The sequence below is a fragment of the Chthoniobacterales bacterium genome, from assembly GCA_018883245.1.
Lineage (GTDB): Bacteria > Verrucomicrobiota > Verrucomicrobiia > Chthoniobacterales > JACTMZ01 > JACTMZ01.
The window spans coordinates 21,356-37,575 of the sequence record VEQL01000015.1 but is presented as its reverse complement, the minus strand read 5'-3'; the positions used below and the strand labels follow the sequence as shown (position 1 = coordinate 37,575).

Sequence of the window (16,220 nt, the reverse complement as noted above, 5' to 3'; positions counted from 1 at the left end):
GCGTCCGCTGTCTCGGATTGTTAACTCACTTGCGGCGAACGTAAGCGCCTTACCTTTTCACCCGTTTTATCACCCGACAGCATTTTTTCGGCTTCATGTCGGGAAATGTCGGGAATGGTTTATGACAAACATCCCGCGCAAAATTTTGGTCGCGCAAAGGTGTTTGAAAGGCCGCGATGCGCTCGGGATTGTCTCGGGAAATGTTGGCGAAAATTCGGCCCGAGGGGGTGTGAAGCAAGCGCTCTACCACTGAGCTAATCGCGCGAAAGCCGACTTGATGCCACGACGGTCGCGGCGCGTCAATGCTGCGGCAACGCAATGGACGGAAGTTTTCCCGCGGTTCATCCGGTTTGAAGCGCGACCCGGCCGTCCGCTCAAGACCGCATAGTGCTGGCGTGCTAGGCGCCCCTACGCAACGCAAACACGGTTGCGACCGGTATTTTTGGCGCGGTAAAGAGCCTCGTCGGCGCGTTTCAACCACCCTGGCAAATCTTCCGGCGTTCCGTCGTGCTCGGCGGCGCCGATCGACACAGTGAACCGGATAGACGCGCCGTTGCCGGGAAAGACGGACTCCCCCGCGAGGGCTTCCCGGATGCGCTCCGCGACATGGCGCGCGCCTTCGATCGCGGTATCAGGAAGAAGGACGGCAAATTCTTCGCCGCCGAGACGCGCAAGGGTGTCGATTTCGCGCAGATGCGGCGCGCAAGCACGTGCGATGGTTTTGAGCACCTCGTCGCCCGCGTCGTGGCCGCGGGTGTCGTTGATGGATTTGAATTTGTCGATGTCCATCATAAGCAGTGAAGCCGCTGATCCCGCACGCTGCGCGCGGGACAACTCGCGATGGGCCAAGACCTCGAACTCGCGGCGGTTGCAGAGTCCGGTAAGTGCATCGGTCTTGGCCTGCCGCTCGAGCAATTGCTCCGCGGCCGCTTCCTTGTCCACCACGCGGAACGACCCGACGATGCCGTTGATGCGGCCGTGCCTGTCGCGGTAGGGGCCCGCGTGGAGTTCGATCCGATGGACAACTCCGCTTTTGGCTCGCAGCTTCGCACGCCGGACGAACGGCGTCCCCTGCCGCGTGCGTTGGAGGTCTCCGTGCAGTTGGGCCAATTCTTCACTATCGACGGCGAGGTCGGTGACTTTGCGCCCGGTCCAATCGGCAACCTCCCACCCCAGCACGGCGGTGAGCGACGGCGAGACCCAGACGATCGTGTCGCTATCGTCAACGTGCACGACGACATCCGACGAATTGAGCGCCAGAAGGCGAAATCGTTCCTCCGAGGCGGCGAGTCTCGCATCGGCATTGTGACGCTCGGTTATGTCACGCCAGACAAAGCTAACCCGTTCATCCACCCGCACAGCACGGATATCGAGCCAATGCGACGAATCGCCCAAGGGAAAAAGAAAGTTGTCGATCACCGCAGGACGTCCTGTTTCCGCGGTATCGCGGTAAATTTTCATAAGTCCGGTGGATTCCATTGCGGGAAAAAGTTCGAGTGTGCTGCGGCCCAGGAGATGGTCGCGGTCCCTGCCGATCCACCTGCAAGCGGCGGGGTTTGCGTCGGTGTAAATGAAATCAGCAACGCGTCCGCTCTTGTCGCGCACCGGTTGCACAAGCACATGCGGATCGAGCAGACTGTCCAAGGTCGCTTTCAGACGCAGCCGTTCGTTTTTGACCGCCTCGCGGGCCTGCCGCTCTTGCTGGATGTCGCGCAAACCGCCAGCAAATCCCGTGGTTTTACCGTTCTCGTCGGTCAGCGGACGCATCGACATCCAGAACCATTGGTAGCCGTCGTTGCCGACTCGCAAGCGGATTTCAACGGATGCCGGACTGCCTTTCCTGAGCTGGCCTTCGACCGTTTCGACCCCGTCCCAGTCTTCGGGGTGAACAAGGTCTCTGAAGGGTCTGCCGACAAGTTCCTCGGGGACATGGCCGAGTTGCCTCACGGCCAAAGGGGTAATCCATTGGATGATACCTTGCGTGTCTTGCTGCAACACCACATCGGAGGCATTCTCGGCAAGCAGGCGAAACTGCCGCTGGGCCGCATCCAAATCGGCCGTCCGCTCCGCGATGCGGCGTTCCAGGGTCATGTTGAGCTGGCGCAGATCTTCCTCGGCTTTTTTACGCGCAGTGATGTCGAACGTCACCCCTCCCATGCCCTCGAGCGTTCCGTCGGGCTTGGCATAGACGCGCCCCGGGGCGGCAATCCAGCGCGCGGAACCGTCGTGCTGGACGATCCGGTATTCCTCGTAATAATCGCGCCGCTTCTCCACGGCTTCCGCGATTCGCCGCTCGACGCGCCCGCGGTCTTCGGGATGCATCACCGCGTAGAAATGCTCGAAACTGGGCTCCGACCCCGGGGGCAGGGCGAGATGTTTTTTGCAGAGGTCCGACCACTCGAGTTTGTTGGTGTCGAGGTCCCAATTCCACACGCCGACGTTCGCGGCCTCGGTGGCAAGGAGGAAGCGACGCTCCGCCAGTTGCTTGCCCGCAGTCAAAGTTCGCTCGGACGCGCCGGCTTCGCGCCGCTCCCAAAGTTGCCGGTATTTGTAAACGCCGAAAAGAAGGACTCCGAGTGCTGTCGCGCACACGGCAAGCAGTGGCCATAAAAGCTGCCACTGCATGCGTGCGATCGCGGCCGCGGGCACGTGCCCGACAAGTTTCCAAGTTTCCGCCGCCCTCACATCGCTGCCAAGAATGGCCGCGGGATCGAAGGTCATCCACGACCACAGTCCGCTCCGCGTCAAGATCGCGCCCGATTTAGCCCCCGAGATGCGCGCCCACTCCGCGGGTTGTCGTGCGGCGAAGGATTTGCCCGCATCCCCTGTTGCGAACCCGAACGCGTCCCGCGGATCCGGCGCCAGCAACCAGTGGCCTTGAGAACTCAGCAGCATAAGCTCCGACCCGGCGGCCACGGGAACGACTGTTGCAAGGCGGTCGAGCATGTCTCCGGCTCGCACGTTGACGAGCAACAGTCCGAGGTCGCGGCCCGCGCTGGACGGCAGGCGGATGGCGAACCGCAAAACCGGTTTGTGCGGCACTTCCACAGAGCCGCGCGACACACTGAGGTCGAGATGCGACATGTAAAAAGTGCCGGGCGGTTGCTTGATGGCGTCCTTGAAATATCCGCCATGCGACTGGTCCTGCAAATCCGGCTCCGCGCGGGCAACAGGGCCTTGGGGTCCCTGCTCCACGCCGACCAACTCCATGCCATCGGGGCCAAGCCAGCGCGCCTTGTCATAGACAGGGTTGTGATAAAGCAGCGTCGCGAGCTGGCTTCCCACGACCGAACGCGCCCGTGCAGGCGGCATCCTCAACGCCTCGCCAAGCTGAGGCTCGCGCGCCATGCCCGTCAGGTGCTCCACGGACATCACCAGCGCCGCGCGGAGAATCTCCGAGCCGAGTTGCAGTTGGTCTGCCTCGGCGCTCTTGAGCCGGGCGAGGTCGGATTGCGTCAGATTGATCGCGACAAAAAAAGTAACCAGCAAAACAAAGAACGCGACCGGCAAGTAGAGGCGCGCAAATTGTCTCATAACTGCGACTAACCACCGCGGCGCCGGTGGCACTATTTCCGGAGCCGATGGATATAAATAATGCGCGAACCGGCCGCTGCAGAATATGGGGTGAACACCCCATGGATATCACCCGGCCGCATGCCCCGATGAGGGCATCAACTTTCGCAGAATACTCCGCCTCCGCGGAGCAAACGCAATCAGGCCGGCAAACGCACGACGCATTCGATCTCGACAGCCATGTTCATCAACTGAGCACCGACAGTCGTGCGCGCCGGATACGGATCTTTGAAAAACTCCTTATAGACGCCGTTCATCTCGGCGAAATTTTTCTCCGTCAACTGAGCCAGAAAAACGCGGCAGCTCACGACATCGGCAAGGGTCGCACCCGCCGACTCGACAACCTTGCGCATGTTATCAAGGACAAGCTGAGTTTGCCGGGCCACGGGGCCGTCGCTCATTTTTCCCGTCGCTGGGTCCATGGGCGTCATACCGGAGACGAAAAGGAATTTGCCCTCCGCGACGACTGCGAGCGAATAGGGACCGATGGCAGACGGGCCGTCCTGCACGGAAGTGATTCGTTTGATCATGTGTATGTTTTAGCGGGCGCCCGCGCAAAATCAACGCTGCCCGGTAGTGCGGCGCAGCAAATCGACTTCTTTGGCGGACAGTTCCCTCCATCCGCCGCGCGGAAGCCGCCCCAGTCGAAGTGGGCCGAGCCGGGTGCGGGTCAGTCTCTTCACATCCCAGCCGAGCGCGGCGAACATCCGGCGAATCTGCCGGTTGATGCCCTGCGTGAGAACGACGCGAAGTTTGTTCGGAGCATCCAACCGCACATTGGCGGCCCGGGCGCGCCCTTCCTCGAGATACACACCCTTGAGTAACTTCGCCGTTTTCGACGGGTCGAACGGACGGTCGAGGATCACCTCGTATTCTTTCTCCACATGACGCGAGGGATGCGTGAGAGCCTGGGCCAAAGCACCGTCGTTCGTGAGCAGCAGCAACCCCTCGCTCTCGGCATCGAGTCTTCCCACGTGCGCGAGGTTTGCCGCGTCACGGGGAAGCAAGTCATAGATGGTGGGCTTGTCACCCTGCGAACGGCGCGAACTCAGGCAGCCCGGCGGTTTGTTGAAGGCAATGCATCGGGGCGCCGCCGGACGCACTTCGCGACCGCGCGCGAAAACCGTGTCTTCCGGTCGGACGACCGTGGACAGCTCCCGCACGGGGCGGCCGTTGATGCGCACGCTTCCGGCGAGAATGATATCCTCGCAAGCGCGACGGGAACCCAATCCACACAGCGCGAGGTAGCGGTTGAGCCGCATCGGTAGGGTCGCGCCTACACGAGGCGCGCAGCGCCGATCACTCGTCCGGCTTGGTCTTCTTGAGACCGATGACGCTCTGGTTGTCCTTGAACTGCCCGCGCTTCTTGAGCAACTCGACACGCTCAAAACGCTTGAGAACGTTGCGTTTTGCCTTGATGGCGCCCTGACCACGTAGACTTCTGTGCTGACTCATAGCGACGGGACATTAGCGATGCTTGGGCTTTCTGCCAACCAAAAGCTGCGGCTTGCCGCAGATATCCGGCGCAATGCCCCTGCGTCAGGGCTCGTTGAGCGAGTCGCTGAAATGGCCTCGCAGGAACCGGAAAACAAACAAAACACCGGGGGTGAGCATAACCGCTCCCCCGACACAAAAGATTTCCAGCGGGAACGCGTCGTAAACGGCGTAGCTCAGGATGGCTGCGAAGACAATCGCGACCCCGACGGGCAGACAAATGTAGGCAGCGGGCATGACCATGCGGGTGAACGTTTCACTCTCCGAACGCCTTGCAAGTCGTTTCGGCCGTTTGGAAAATCTCCCCATCAGCGCCGGTTCCCGCAAAACGAGCGGTGAACCTCCGTGAGACGCGAAACAAGAGCTTCCATCAGCCCTTGGCCATCTCCCTGGATATCCTCGGACCAAATCTGCCGGCCATTGTCGCCGTCATGCAACCGCGCGGTAAGAACGATTTGATCGAAACCGTCTCGCGCGCATCCGGAGAGCACGAACTTCGTGCCGTTCTTTCTCGCCAAATCGCGTGCGGTGTCGCTGTCGAGTAAAACCCCCTCTTGCGCGGCGCCTTGGCTCGTGAATACCGCCAAATCGGGCAATCTCGCAAGAGCGTCCACCACTCGCGCCCGGAAATCGGGATATTCGTTGGCCAAACGGCTCTGCTCGGAGTGCAACACATGCACGGTAATCCCGCGGGGATCCAGCGCGTCCGAACTCTCCCCGTCCGGCGATGCCGACACATCGCGAAGCGCAAAATGCGGCCAGTATCCGCCACGCGGCAGCGAAATGACCACCCGTTCCGCGCGACCGCTCTTCAAGTAATACATCTCGAGATCGCGACGCAATTTTCCCGCCTCAATGCGCACAATCGGATCCCTCGTCGGATCGAAGTCGGGCGATCTCCCGAAGATGCGCACGGCGATGTTATAGCTGCTGATATCCTCGTCACGCCCGTCCAGCTCGCTGTTCACCACATGGGCCAAAAAGCGGCGATTGCGATCGCTTGCGGCAAAATCCGGACTGGCCAAGATACGCTCCAGACACGCCTGCACATCCTCGCGCGGCACGGGAACCGGCGCGGAATTTCGGACGCGCCGGCGAAACCGTCTTTTGGGACTGGACTTGGTAACAACAACTGAGTCGGACGAATTGCTCATCGACCGTCATTATGTAAAATCCCGCGCCGGCCATCTATTGCCCTTTTGGGCAAGCGGTGGCGTGTCCCGGCGGCGATTCAGACAGCTGGTATGTCAGCGCGATCGAGACCGGCTTCGTTGACGAGCAAGGCCATTTCGGCTGCCGAGGAGACGCCGACTTTGTTGGTCAATGACGTCCGGTGGTGTTTTACGGTGCGCTCGGCAATTCCCAACTTCTCCGCAATCTGCTTGTTGAGCAGTCCGCGGAGAACACCTGCCAGCACTTCCCATTCACGCCGGCTCAGTGCATCGAATTTGGCCCTCGCCTCAGCGCGACAAGATCGCCGCTTCTCCTCGCGAAGGCTTCTTGCGATCGCCCGCTCGATCGCATCGAACAGGGCCGCCTTCGGGGCGCGCTTTGTGAGGAAATCCTCCGCGCCTTCGCGCATGGCCCGCACCGAGGTCGGGATGTCACCTTTTGCGGTGAGAAAAATGACCGGCAAGGCATGGCGTGTGCGTGCCAACGCCTTCTGCAGGTCGAGGCCGCTGCGGTGGGGCATCTGCAGATCCGTGAGCACGCATCCGGGCGCTTGGGACGAGGGCCGCTGCAGGAATTCATCGACGGATGAATACGCCTCCACTTTGTAACCCGAGGCACGAAGCAAGCGTGTCACGCTGCGCAAAAACGAGACGTCGTCATCCACGACATGGACCACCGGCTTCTCGCTCACTTCTCCGCCTCCGCTGCGGGCAACACCATGCTGACAAAAAATCCGTGCCCCTCCCGGTTGGCGAAGCGCAGGTCGCCGCCGTGCTGTTCGATTATGCTGTGGACCAGCGGCAGACCCATGCCGAGTCCCTGTTTCTTTGTGGTGTGGAAAGGCTCGATTAACTTGTCCATGTCTCCGGGTGGCACCCCGCCGCCGTTGTCGGACACGGAGATTTCGACGCGTCCGCTTCCTGCATCGCGCGCGCGCACATGGACGCGACCATTAGGCCGGTCCCCGATAGCTTCGAGAGAGTTCAGAACAAGGTTGAGCAGCGCCTGCTGCAACAGCACGGAGTCACCCATCACCATCGGCAGGCCGTCCTCTTTCGAAATCTCGAGCGCGAGACCACGCGAATCGAATTCCCCGCCGAACAGGTGGGAAGCGGACTCCAGGATCTCGCCCACGTCCAGCCGCTGCGGTTCGAAGCGCTGCTGCTGAACCATGCTGCGGATCCGATCGAGAACCTTCCCGGCGCGCCGGTCGTCCTCCAGGATGTCGCCCACAATGTCGCGCAACTCGGCGCAGTCCGCCTTGCCGCCCTTCTGGAGCAGCAAGCTGGCCGTCTCCGCGTTGTTCAGAATGGCAGCCAAAGGCTGCTCCAGCTCGTGCGCCAGCGAGGCGGCCAACTGCCCGAGACTGGACACGCGACCCACGCGTGCCAGCTGCTCCTGCCTCTCCCGCAATTTTTGCTCCGCATTTTTGCGCTCGGTCAGGTCGACGCACAGGCCGAAAACCTCGCCGCCGATCAGAATGCCGGAAAACTGCATGACATGCTCGCAACCTGCTTGGTCCATCACGCGCACCTCCGCAGCCTCGATCCTCCCGTCACCCGCCTGCGCCTGCCCCACCGCTTCCTCCCATTGCTTGGCGATACGGTTGCGGTAATCCGCCGAGGGATACGCCCGCTGCATCCAGCGCTCGAAATCGGGAATGTCCGAGGCAGTGTAGCCCAGCATCTTCGTAAACTCCTTGTTGACCCACAAACTCCCCGAGGCCAAGTCCGTCCTTACGATACCGAGCGGCGCGTTTTCCAGAAGACCCCGCAAGCTCGCTTCGCTCGCCGCCAGCAGGCGCTCGGCCCGGTTGCGCACGGTCACGTCGATGAAGGCTCCGAATATCTCTCCCTCGAATATGCCAGCCGTAAGCTCCACCTCCCGCCGCGAGCCGTCTTTGGTCGTGATGTCGTAGGTGCGCATGGGAATCTTGCCTTCCGACTGCGAAGCCTTCTGGACGTCGAGATCCCAATTTGCCAGGACCTTCTCCCGATATCCGGCATCGGGGTAGATTTTTCGGAACCACACCTCGTAAGTGGGCACGTCTTCCGCCGTCCAGCCGAAGGCTTCGATGAACGCTTTGTTGAACGCCAACGTCCGCGCGCCTCCCCGCGTGTAGGCAATCGGAACCGGCGCGTTCTCGACGATGTCGCGCAACCGCCTTCCGCTTTCCTCGAGGTCCCGCAGCACGCGCTTGCTCTCGCTGAGGTCGATGATCACGTTGCAATCCACGCCGGGCAAATCAATGGAGGTCAGCACAACGTCCCGCACCGATCCATCCGTGGCCGTGAGGCGAAGTTCCAAGCTGAAGCGTTCCCCGCGCTCAAAAGCCGCACGTTTCATTTTTTCCACATCCGCCAGATCCAAGCCGGCTGACTCCAACACCCGGGCAGCCAACTGCTCGCGCGTCCAACATTCATCCCGCCGGTAGCCGAGCATTTGCTCATACGCAGCGTTGAAATGCATGTCTCCCGTCGCGAGATCCGTGTAAACAATCGCCACCGGCGCCTGCTCGAACATCAGGCGGAATCTTTCCTCGCTCTGCTCGAGCAATCGCTGCGCAAGCTGGCGCTCCGTCACGTCCTCGAGAGAAATGATCAGGCTTCCTCCCTCTGTGGCCGCCTTGATCACCACGTCCTTTGTTCCTCCGTTTTTCGTCGCCACGCGCGAGCGGACGGGACCGACATCCGCTCCTGCAGACACAGCCGACCGGATCTGACTGTCGAGCAACCGCATCACATTCTCCCGGACTTTCTCGTCGGGATACGCCCGGCGCGCCCACTCGCCCACCGTGGGAATGTCATCCAAAGTGTAACCCAGCAACTCCGTGAAGCGCCGGTTCACGTATGTCACCTTCGCCCGCGAATCCCGCCAGTCGAAATCCTCTCCGGCCAAGCTCGTCGCCACGGGGAAAGGAAGATGGTCGAGAATGCGGCGCAGGTCGTTTTCGCGCTGCTGCTGGGCCTCGAATTGCTGGTGCCGGACAGTGACATCCGTGAATGTTCCGAGGAAGCGCCCGGAAATCACCGCCACAGCCACCTCGACGCGTTTCTCTTCGCCGTTTTTGCAGGTGACTTTGTATTCACGCAGCCCGGGAGGGTGTCCGTCACACTCACACCGCGCAATCAAGTCGGCGGTTTCCTCCCGCACTCGCGCGCGATATGTCGCGTCCGGGTAGGCCTTGGCAAACCAGCTTTCCAGCGTCGGGATTTCGTCGGGGCCGTAGCCGAACAACTGCGCAAAAGCGCGATTCGCCTGCATGTCGCCTCGGCCCGGCAGGGTCGTCCATGCCATGGCCACCGGAGCTTCAAAAAGTTGACGCCACAGCTGGCTGTCGTCGATGCGGGGGGTGCCCGGCGAGGACTCCCGCCCCGCGTCATGGGCATCGGCACTGCCGCTGCAGGTGGTGACTGCCGGATCCAGCGTCTGCATCCCTTGAGACGATTTTCGGTGCGTCTGCGGATCAGACCAGACCCAACTTCATCCGCCCAGCCTCGGTGATCATGCCTTGGTTCCACGGCGGCTCCCACACCAAATCGACCTCGGCCGAGTCGATGCCGGGAAGCGAAAGAATCCGGCCGCGCGCATCGGCGGCGATGGTCGGCCCCATCCCGCAGCCGGGAGCCGTGAGGGTCATTTTGACGTTCACGGTGGTGGCGCCGGATTCGCTCTTGCCGAGGACCAAGTCGTAAACCAGCCCGAGATCGACGATGTTCACCGGAATCTCCGGGTCATAAACATTCTTCAACTGCGCCCAGACGTCGTCCTCCGTCACCTCGCCACCTGCGGACACAGGGCGCGCCGCCTCTTCCTTTTTCAGTTCGAGGCCGAGCGCATCGGCATCGGCATCGGCGATGCGCGCCAAACCGGTCTGCGTCGCCACCGTGTAGGTGCCGCCGAGGGACTGCGTGATAATGACCGGACTGCCGGCAGCAAGGGTGGACTCCTCGCCGCTGGGAATGAGGATCGCCTTGCAGTCGCGCGTCAGGGTGATTTCGCGGTGTGTCATTCCGCGCAATTTATTCCCGTGGACCCACGAGTCCAATCAAATGGTTTCGCGCCCGCGGGCGCTGCCGTGTAATGTCGCGGGCTTTATGCGCTGGCAGACTTTGTGGGAGGGACGCTGGATTTTGGTCGTGTTGATCGCGGCAATGGCCGCGACATGGCTCGTCGCGCCTTGGCTGGCAGCGGTGCCGTTCGGGCTGCTGCTGTTCACGCTCTACTTTTTCCGCGATCCCGCACGGAAAATACCCGACGGTCCGGGCCTCGTGGTCTCCCCCGCCGACGGCCGCGTCACGGACATCACGGAGATCGAGGAAACGGAGTGGGTGAACCGGAGGATGCGCCGCATCGGCATCTTTCTTTCGGTCTTCGACGTCCACGTGAACCGCGCGCCTGCCGATTGCCGCGTGGTTTACACGGCGGAATACGCCGGGACTTACCTCGACGCGCGCAGCCCGCTGGCCTCCACGCACAACACGGCACGCACTTGGGGCCTCGAGTGCCGTCCCGGGCTGATTCTTGTGGTCCGCCAGATCACCGGCGCCATAGCACGACGCATCGTGCCTTGGGCGGAGCTGGACGAACGCCTCGCGCGCGGTCAGCATTTCGGGATGATCCGGTTCGGTTCACGGACGGAAATCTGCCTTCCCCTTGATGCCGAGGTGGTGGTCCAAGTCGGCCAGCACGTCAAAGGCGGCAGCACGGTCATCGCCCGCCTCGCAGAGCCATGAACAGCGAACCGGAAGGGCCGCGGATTTATCTCCTGCCGAATCTCATGACGGCGGGGAATCTTTTTTGCGGGTTTGCCGCGGTGCTCAACATCCTAGATGCGGTCATAGCTCAACGCGGCGGCGGCAATCCCGCGGAGAACATCCATGTGGCAATCTGGTTCATCCTCGGCGCCTGCATTTTCGACCTTCTCGACGGACGGCTCGCCCGGCTCGGCGGCAACGAAAGCGCGTTCGGCCGCGAATTCGACTCGCTGGCCGACATCGTCTCGTTCGGCGTGGCGCCCGCATTGCTGGCGTTCCACATCGTCCTGCGCGACTTCGATCGCTACGGACTGCTCATCGCGTTCGTGTATCTCGCCTGCGGCGCGCTGAGACTGGCGCGGTTCAACTGCCTCGCGGCCAACAACGAGGCAGGCAACGGGTCGAAGGACTTCGAGGGATTTCCCATTCCCGCCGCGGCGGGCCTCATCGCCTCGATCACCCTGCTGATGCTCTGGCTCGACGCGGGCCAGAAAACCATCGGTCCGTGGAAATACGCGCTGCCGCCGCTCATGCTCTTCCTCTCGTTCATGATGTTCAGCAGGGTGAAATACCCGAGTTTCAAAGCCGTGAACTGGCGCACGCGCCGCTCGATCCCGAAATTCATCGCGACCATCGTCGTGCTGATCTTCACCGCGATGAACTACGAATGGATGCCGGCGATGCTTTTTGTCGCCTACCTGCTTTACGGACTGGTCAGGCCGCTGATCTCGAACGCATGGCGTCGCGAGATCGAATCGGACGAGGAGGAAGAGGAAGCCGCGACGGGCGGCGGGCCGGCCTGATCAGAACGGGATATCGTCCTCGGACGGTTCCTCTTCGCGGGCTGGCGCGGCTTTCGCTGCTTTGGATCCGCCTCCGGGGCGGGAACCCCCGCCCTCACCTCCGCCGTCGCGGGAACCGAGAAGCTGGAAATTTTCGCATACCACGCGGAGCTTGGAGCGCTTCTGTCCGGTCTGCTTGTCATCCCACGTGTCGAGCTGCAGTCGCCCCTCGATGAAAACCGGGCGGCCTTTTTTGAGATATTCCCCGGCGATTTCCGCCTGGCGCCCCCACATCGTCACATCGACAAAGGTGGTTTCTTCGCGCTTCTCGCCGCCATCCGTCGTGTAAACGCGGTTGACTGCAATGCCGACATCGGTGACGGCGCTGCCTTTTGGCGTGTATTTGACCTCGGGGTCGCGGGTGCAATTTCCGAGGAGCATGACTTTGTTGACGGAGGCCATGGTATTAGGGCGGTGGTGACTGGGTTTGCGTCAGGCGGCCTTGGCCGCGGGCTTCAATTTCTCGACGTGCTGGAGATGGACGGCTTGGTCGAGCTTCCACTTGGCGCGCAGCTCGTCCACCTGCTCGGGTGTGGCATGGACGATGAAGTTGACATAGAAACCGGCGCTCTGTTTGCGGCTCGGATAAGCGAAGGTTCTTTTTTCCAGCCGCTGCACCTGCTCGAGTTCCATCTTGGCGGCCTTGATCTGTTTTTCGATGCCGTCGATCAGGTCATTGGCCGACTCTTCGCGGCCCTTGGTGTTGAGGACCAAAAGTATTTCGTAACGTCGCGTATTCATGAACCTTCTTTATTGAACTCATTCATCGCCGCGGCAAGCCCGTTTTTCAGAATGACGCGAATTGCCGAAGCCGCGCGATCCAGAATGGAAGGCAATTCAGCGCGTTCCGCGGGCGTGAATGCACCCAGCACATGATCATGCAAAGCGACCGGTTCGGGCGGCGCCCCGACGCCGATGCGCAGGCGCGGGACAGACTCCGTGGCAAAGTGGAGCAGGACCGACTCCAGGCCGTTGTGACTGCCCGCGCTGCCCGAGGCACGGATGCGCAAGCGACCGAAAGGCAGGGCGGCGTCATCGAAAACAACCAGCACACGGCCGTGCGGGATCTTGTAAAAGTCCGCCATGGTCCGAACGGCGACACCGCTCAAGTTCATGAATGTCGTGGGCTTGAGCAGCCACGCGCCATCGGCGCGCGCAACGAATCCTTCGAACTTGGCCTCTTCGCGAAACGCCGGATCTGGGCGGAGCGCATCCAGCGCAAGCCAACCGACGTTGTGCCGCGTGCCCTCGTAGCGGGCACCGGGATTGCCAAGACCGGCAACCAGCCAAGCGGAGCTTGTATCGGCGGCCGGCAAGTCGCTGACCTAGTCTTCTTTGGCCCCGGCGCCCTCGCCCTCTTCCGCTTTCTTCTCGCGGATGACCTCGGGTTCGGCAGCCGCACCCTCGGCGGCAGGCGCTCCTTCTTCGGAGACCTTGGGCTCCGAAACGAGGAAAACGGTGACTTCCGGATCGGCGACATATTTCACGCCGGGCAGCGCCGGCAAATCGCGCACGTGGAGCGCATCGCCGAGATTGAGAGCGGAGACATCCACTTTGATCATCTCCGGCAAGTCCTTGGGCAAGCACTCCACCTCGATCGAGCGCAGACTTTGCTCGAGAAGACCGCCGCCGGTCTTCACGCCGGCTGCTTCGCCCACGGGCTCGATGACCACCTCGGCAACAAGGGCCTGATTGGCCGACACGGCCTGGAAATCGACATGCAGCACGGCACGGTTGACAGGATGGTGCTGCACCTCGTTGATGAGGGCGAGGCGTGCGCCGCCGTCGATCTCGAGGTTGACCAGAATGTTTTCGCCGACCGCGTGCGAAAGAAGTGTATCGATGGCGCGACGCTCGAGTTGCAAAGGCGTGGGCTCGACCCCGCTCCCGTAGAGGATCGCCGGAATGGCGTCCGCATTTTTCAATTTTTTCACGGCGTTGCGCCCCTTGGCGGTGCGATGCGACGCTTTCAGGCTGACTTGGTTCGACATAAAGGGCGGAAAGGTTAGACGGAAGCGCCGTTGATTTCAAACAAAGAAGTCACGGACTCGTCATCGTGGATCCGCTTGATCCCCTCGCCCAGCAACTCCGCCACGGAGCAAACGGTCAAAGGACAGCCGTCGGCCTCGGCCATCGGGACACTGTTTGTTGTGATGAGTTCCTTGATGTCCGAGGCACGCAGACGCTCCCTGGCGGGGCCGGTCAAGACGGCGTGCGACACCATGGCATAAACATCTTTCGCCCCCGCCTCCCTCAGGCGTCCTGCGGCCGCGGCCAGAGTGCCGGCCGTTTCCGTGAGGTCGTCCACCAGCAGCACGTTTTTGCCCTCGACGTCGCCGATCACGTGCTGCGCCTCCGTTTCGCTGGCGCTGATGCGGCGCTTCACCACAATCGCCAGATTGACGCCGAGGGTGCGGGCGTATGCGGACGCCATCTTCACGCCGCCGACGTCCGGCGAAACAACCACGATGTCGCCGAGATTTTTGCTGCGCACGTATTTGATGAGCACCGGCGCGGCGTAAAGGTGGTCCATCGGGATGTCGAAAAAGCCCTGCAATTGCTGGGCGTGCAAGTCCATCGTGAGCACGCGATTGACGCCCGCGGCGACAAGAAGATTGGCCACGAGCTTCGCGGTGATAGGCACGCGGGGTTGGTCTTTGCGGTCCTGCCGGGCGTAGCCGAAAAACGGGATCACCGCGGTGATGCGCGCCGCGCTCGCACGACGCGCGGCGTCCACCATGATCAAAAGTTCCATCAGGTTCTGGTTCGTCGGCGGGCAGGTGGGCTGGATAATGAAAACATCGCGACCGCGGACGTTCTCATTGATCCGCACGAAGGTCTCACCGTCTGGAAACACGGTCACTGTGGCGTCGGTGAGCGGCTCACCGATGTAGTCCGCGATTTCCGCCGCAAGGCGCGGATGCGCCGTTCCCGAGATCAATTTCATTTCCCTTTTTCCGCGAGTCATGGCTAGCAAGATTCCGCGAGGACGGCGGGGTCTTGCAATTGCAAAAAAAAAATCTTCGTTGGAGAATCCGCGCCCATGAGTCCGGACTTGCAAACCTCGCCCGATCCCGCCTCCGTGCTCGCGCCGCTCGGCCTGTCAGTCACGCCGGCTGTGACGGCATTTGCGCGGGATCTGGAGCCGGCAGACGGCACGCGTCTCGAGGCCATGGCGCGCGCTGCCCGCGCGATAACCCGCCGCCATTTCGGCAAAACGGTGAGGCTTTTCGCCCCGCTTTACCTTTCGAACGAGTGCATCAACAGCTGCACTTATTGCGGGTTCTCGCGCGAGAACGCCATCCTCCGCGTCACGCTCGAGGCCGAACAGGTCCGCGCCGAGGCGCGCCACCTTGCCGCGCAGGGATTCCGCAACATCCTCCTCGTCGCGGGAGAGCACCCGAAGTTCGTATCGAACGGATACCTCGAGGAGGTAATACGTGCGCTCGCACCGGAAGTGCCGTCTTTGTCGATCGAGGTCGCGCCGATGGAAGCCGCGGACTACGTCCCGCTCGTGCGTGCCGGCGCGGAGGGACTGGTCGTCTATCAGGAGACCTACCATCGCCCCACCTACACAAAACTTCACACCGCGGGACCGAAGAAAGATTTCGACTGGCGCATGGCTTGTCCGGAACGCGGACACGCGGCGGGATTCCGGCGCATCGGCATCGGCGTTTTGTTCGGACTTTGGGACTGGCGCGAAGAGGCCATCGCCTTGGCGGCACACTTGGATCATCTCCAGCGCTCCTGCTGGAAAGCGCACCTCACCGTGAGCCTGCCGCGCTTGCGCCCCGCCGCCGGAGGTTTCCAGCCAACGCATCCCCTCGACGACCGGAATTTCGTCCAACTGCTCTGCGCCTTCCGCATTCACTTCCCGCGTGCCGGTATCGTGCTCAGCACGCGCGAACCCGCCGCATTGCGCGATGCGGTGGCGCCGATCGGTGTCACGATTATGAGCGCCGGAAGCCACACCGAACCGGGCGGCTACACCGGCCTGGGGCGCGAGGGCTTGCACCTGACCGTCAGGGGCAGGGCTGTGCCGTGCGACACGGACGCCCGTGCGCTCGCAACCGAGCAATTTTCCACCTCCGACCAGCGCCCGCCGGCGGAAATCGCTGCACGTCTTCGTGAACTGGGACTGGATCCCGTGTGGAAAGACTGGGACCGGGCAATTCTCTGCACATGAACATCACCGTCAACGGAGCAAACCGCGAAGTCCGCGCCTCGCAAGTGGAAGAACTCGTCACCGAACTCGGTCTTCCTGTGTCCGCCGCTCTGGTCGAGCACAACGGCATCGCATTGTTGCGCTCGGAGTGGGCAAGCACCGCGCTGAATGACGGCGACCGCCTCGAGGTCGTGCGTATGGTTGCCGGAGGGTGAG

Annotated in this window: 18 protein-coding genes; 4 read left to right on the top strand and 14 right to left on the bottom strand. The window is 62.0% G+C overall.

The window, feature by feature from the left end; all coding sequences use genetic code 11:
* Nucleotides 1-408: 408 nt before the first annotated feature.
* From FGM15_07055 to sufT, 9 genes are all read right to left on the bottom strand, one after another.
* Nucleotides 409-3,534 (bottom strand): PAS domain S-box protein, encoded by a 3,126-nt coding sequence (locus FGM15_07055; GenBank protein ID MBU3665619.1) that lies wholly within the window; start codon nt 3,532-3,534, stop codon nt 409-411.
* Between the two features lie 179 nt (nt 3,535-3,713).
* The gene (locus FGM15_07050; GenBank protein MBU3665618.1) at nt 3,714-4,103 is read right to left on the bottom strand and encodes a RidA family protein; all 390 of its coding nucleotides are present in this window, start codon (nt 4,101-4,103) and stop codon (nt 3,714-3,716) included.
* Between the two features lie 30 nt (nt 4,104-4,133).
* Nucleotides 4,134-4,835: an rRNA pseudouridine synthase gene (locus FGM15_07045; GenBank protein MBU3665617.1), complete on the bottom strand. Its 702-nt coding sequence runs from the start codon at nt 4,833-4,835 to the stop codon at nt 4,134-4,136.
* A 37-nt stretch (nt 4,836-4,872) separates the two neighbouring features.
* A complete protein-coding gene (locus FGM15_07040; GenBank protein ID MBU3665616.1) occupies nt 4,873-5,028 on the bottom strand; it encodes a small basic protein in 156 nt (51 codons plus the stop codon).
* An 84-nt stretch (nt 5,029-5,112) separates the two neighbouring features.
* Nucleotides 5,113-5,310, bottom strand: coding sequence for a hypothetical protein (locus FGM15_07035; protein ID MBU3665615.1), 198 nt, complete (start codon nt 5,308-5,310; stop codon nt 5,113-5,115).
* A gap of 65 nt (nt 5,311-5,375) precedes the next feature.
* Nucleotides 5,376-6,131: a hypothetical protein gene (locus FGM15_07030; protein ID MBU3665614.1), complete on the bottom strand. Its 756-nt coding sequence runs from the start codon at nt 6,129-6,131 to the stop codon at nt 5,376-5,378.
* 167 nt (nt 6,132-6,298) lie between these two features.
* Nucleotides 6,299-6,931: a response regulator transcription factor gene (locus tag FGM15_07025; protein ID MBU3665613.1), complete on the bottom strand. Its 633-nt coding sequence runs from the start codon at nt 6,929-6,931 to the stop codon at nt 6,299-6,301.
* Nucleotides 6,928-9,675: a PAS domain S-box protein gene (locus FGM15_07020; GenBank protein ID MBU3665612.1), complete on the bottom strand. Its 2,748-nt coding sequence runs from the start codon at nt 9,673-9,675 to the stop codon at nt 6,928-6,930. The genes FGM15_07025 and FGM15_07020 overlap by 4 nt, the downstream gene beginning before the upstream one ends.
* Before the next feature lie 31 nt (nt 9,676-9,706).
* Nucleotides 9,707-10,252 (bottom strand): putative Fe-S cluster assembly protein SufT, encoded by a 546-nt coding sequence (sufT, locus tag FGM15_07015; GenBank protein MBU3665611.1) that lies wholly within the window; start codon nt 10,250-10,252, stop codon nt 9,707-9,709.
* On the opposite strand from sufT, the gene FGM15_07010 reads away from it, so the two are divergent.
* Nucleotides 10,158-10,976, top strand: coding sequence for a phosphatidylserine decarboxylase family protein (locus FGM15_07010; protein ID MBU3665610.1), 819 nt, complete (start codon nt 10,158-10,160; stop codon nt 10,974-10,976). The genes sufT and FGM15_07010 overlap by 95 nt on opposite strands.
* Before the next feature lie 44 nt (nt 10,977-11,020).
* Nucleotides 11,021-11,800, top strand: coding sequence for a CDP-diacylglycerol--serine O-phosphatidyltransferase (gene pssA / locus FGM15_07005; GenBank protein ID MBU3665609.1), 780 nt, complete (start codon nt 11,021-11,023; stop codon nt 11,798-11,800).
* On the opposite strand, the gene ssb is transcribed toward pssA, so the two are convergent.
* Genes ssb through FGM15_06980 form a run of 5 tightly spaced genes read right to left on the bottom strand, consistent with a single transcriptional unit; the run spans nt 11,801 to nt 14,786 of the window.
* Nucleotides 11,801-12,241, bottom strand: a complete 441-nt coding sequence (gene ssb / locus FGM15_07000) for a single-stranded DNA-binding protein (GenBank protein MBU3665608.1) — start codon at nt 12,239-12,241, stop codon at nt 11,801-11,803.
* Nucleotides 12,242-12,271: 30 nt separating this feature from the next.
* Nucleotides 12,272-12,580, bottom strand: a complete 309-nt coding sequence (rpsF, locus tag FGM15_06995; protein ID MBU3665607.1) for a 30S ribosomal protein S6 — start codon at nt 12,578-12,580, stop codon at nt 12,272-12,274.
* Nucleotides 12,577-13,155: an aminoacyl-tRNA hydrolase gene (locus FGM15_06990; GenBank protein MBU3665606.1), complete on the bottom strand. Its 579-nt coding sequence runs from the start codon at nt 13,153-13,155 to the stop codon at nt 12,577-12,579. The genes rpsF and FGM15_06990 overlap by 4 nt, the downstream gene beginning before the upstream one ends.
* 9 nt (nt 13,156-13,164) lie before the next feature.
* A complete protein-coding gene (locus tag FGM15_06985) occupies nt 13,165-13,830 on the bottom strand; it encodes a 50S ribosomal protein L25 (protein ID MBU3665605.1) in 666 nt (221 codons plus the stop codon).
* Nucleotides 13,831-13,844: 14 nt separating this feature from the next.
* The gene (locus tag FGM15_06980) at nt 13,845-14,786 is read right to left on the bottom strand and encodes a ribose-phosphate pyrophosphokinase (GenBank protein ID MBU3665604.1); all 942 of its coding nucleotides are present in this window, start codon (nt 14,784-14,786) and stop codon (nt 13,845-13,847) included.
* A 96-nt stretch (nt 14,787-14,882) separates the two neighbouring features.
* Between FGM15_06980 and thiH the strand changes: the two genes are divergently transcribed.
* A complete protein-coding gene (gene thiH / locus FGM15_06975) occupies nt 14,883-16,025 on the top strand; it encodes a 2-iminoacetate synthase ThiH (protein ID MBU3665603.1) in 1,143 nt (380 codons plus the stop codon).
* A complete protein-coding gene (thiS, locus tag FGM15_06970) occupies nt 16,022-16,219 on the top strand; it encodes a sulfur carrier protein ThiS (protein MBU3665602.1) in 198 nt (65 codons plus the stop codon). The genes thiH and thiS overlap by 4 nt, the downstream gene beginning before the upstream one ends.
* Nucleotide 16,220: the final 1 nt, after the last annotated feature.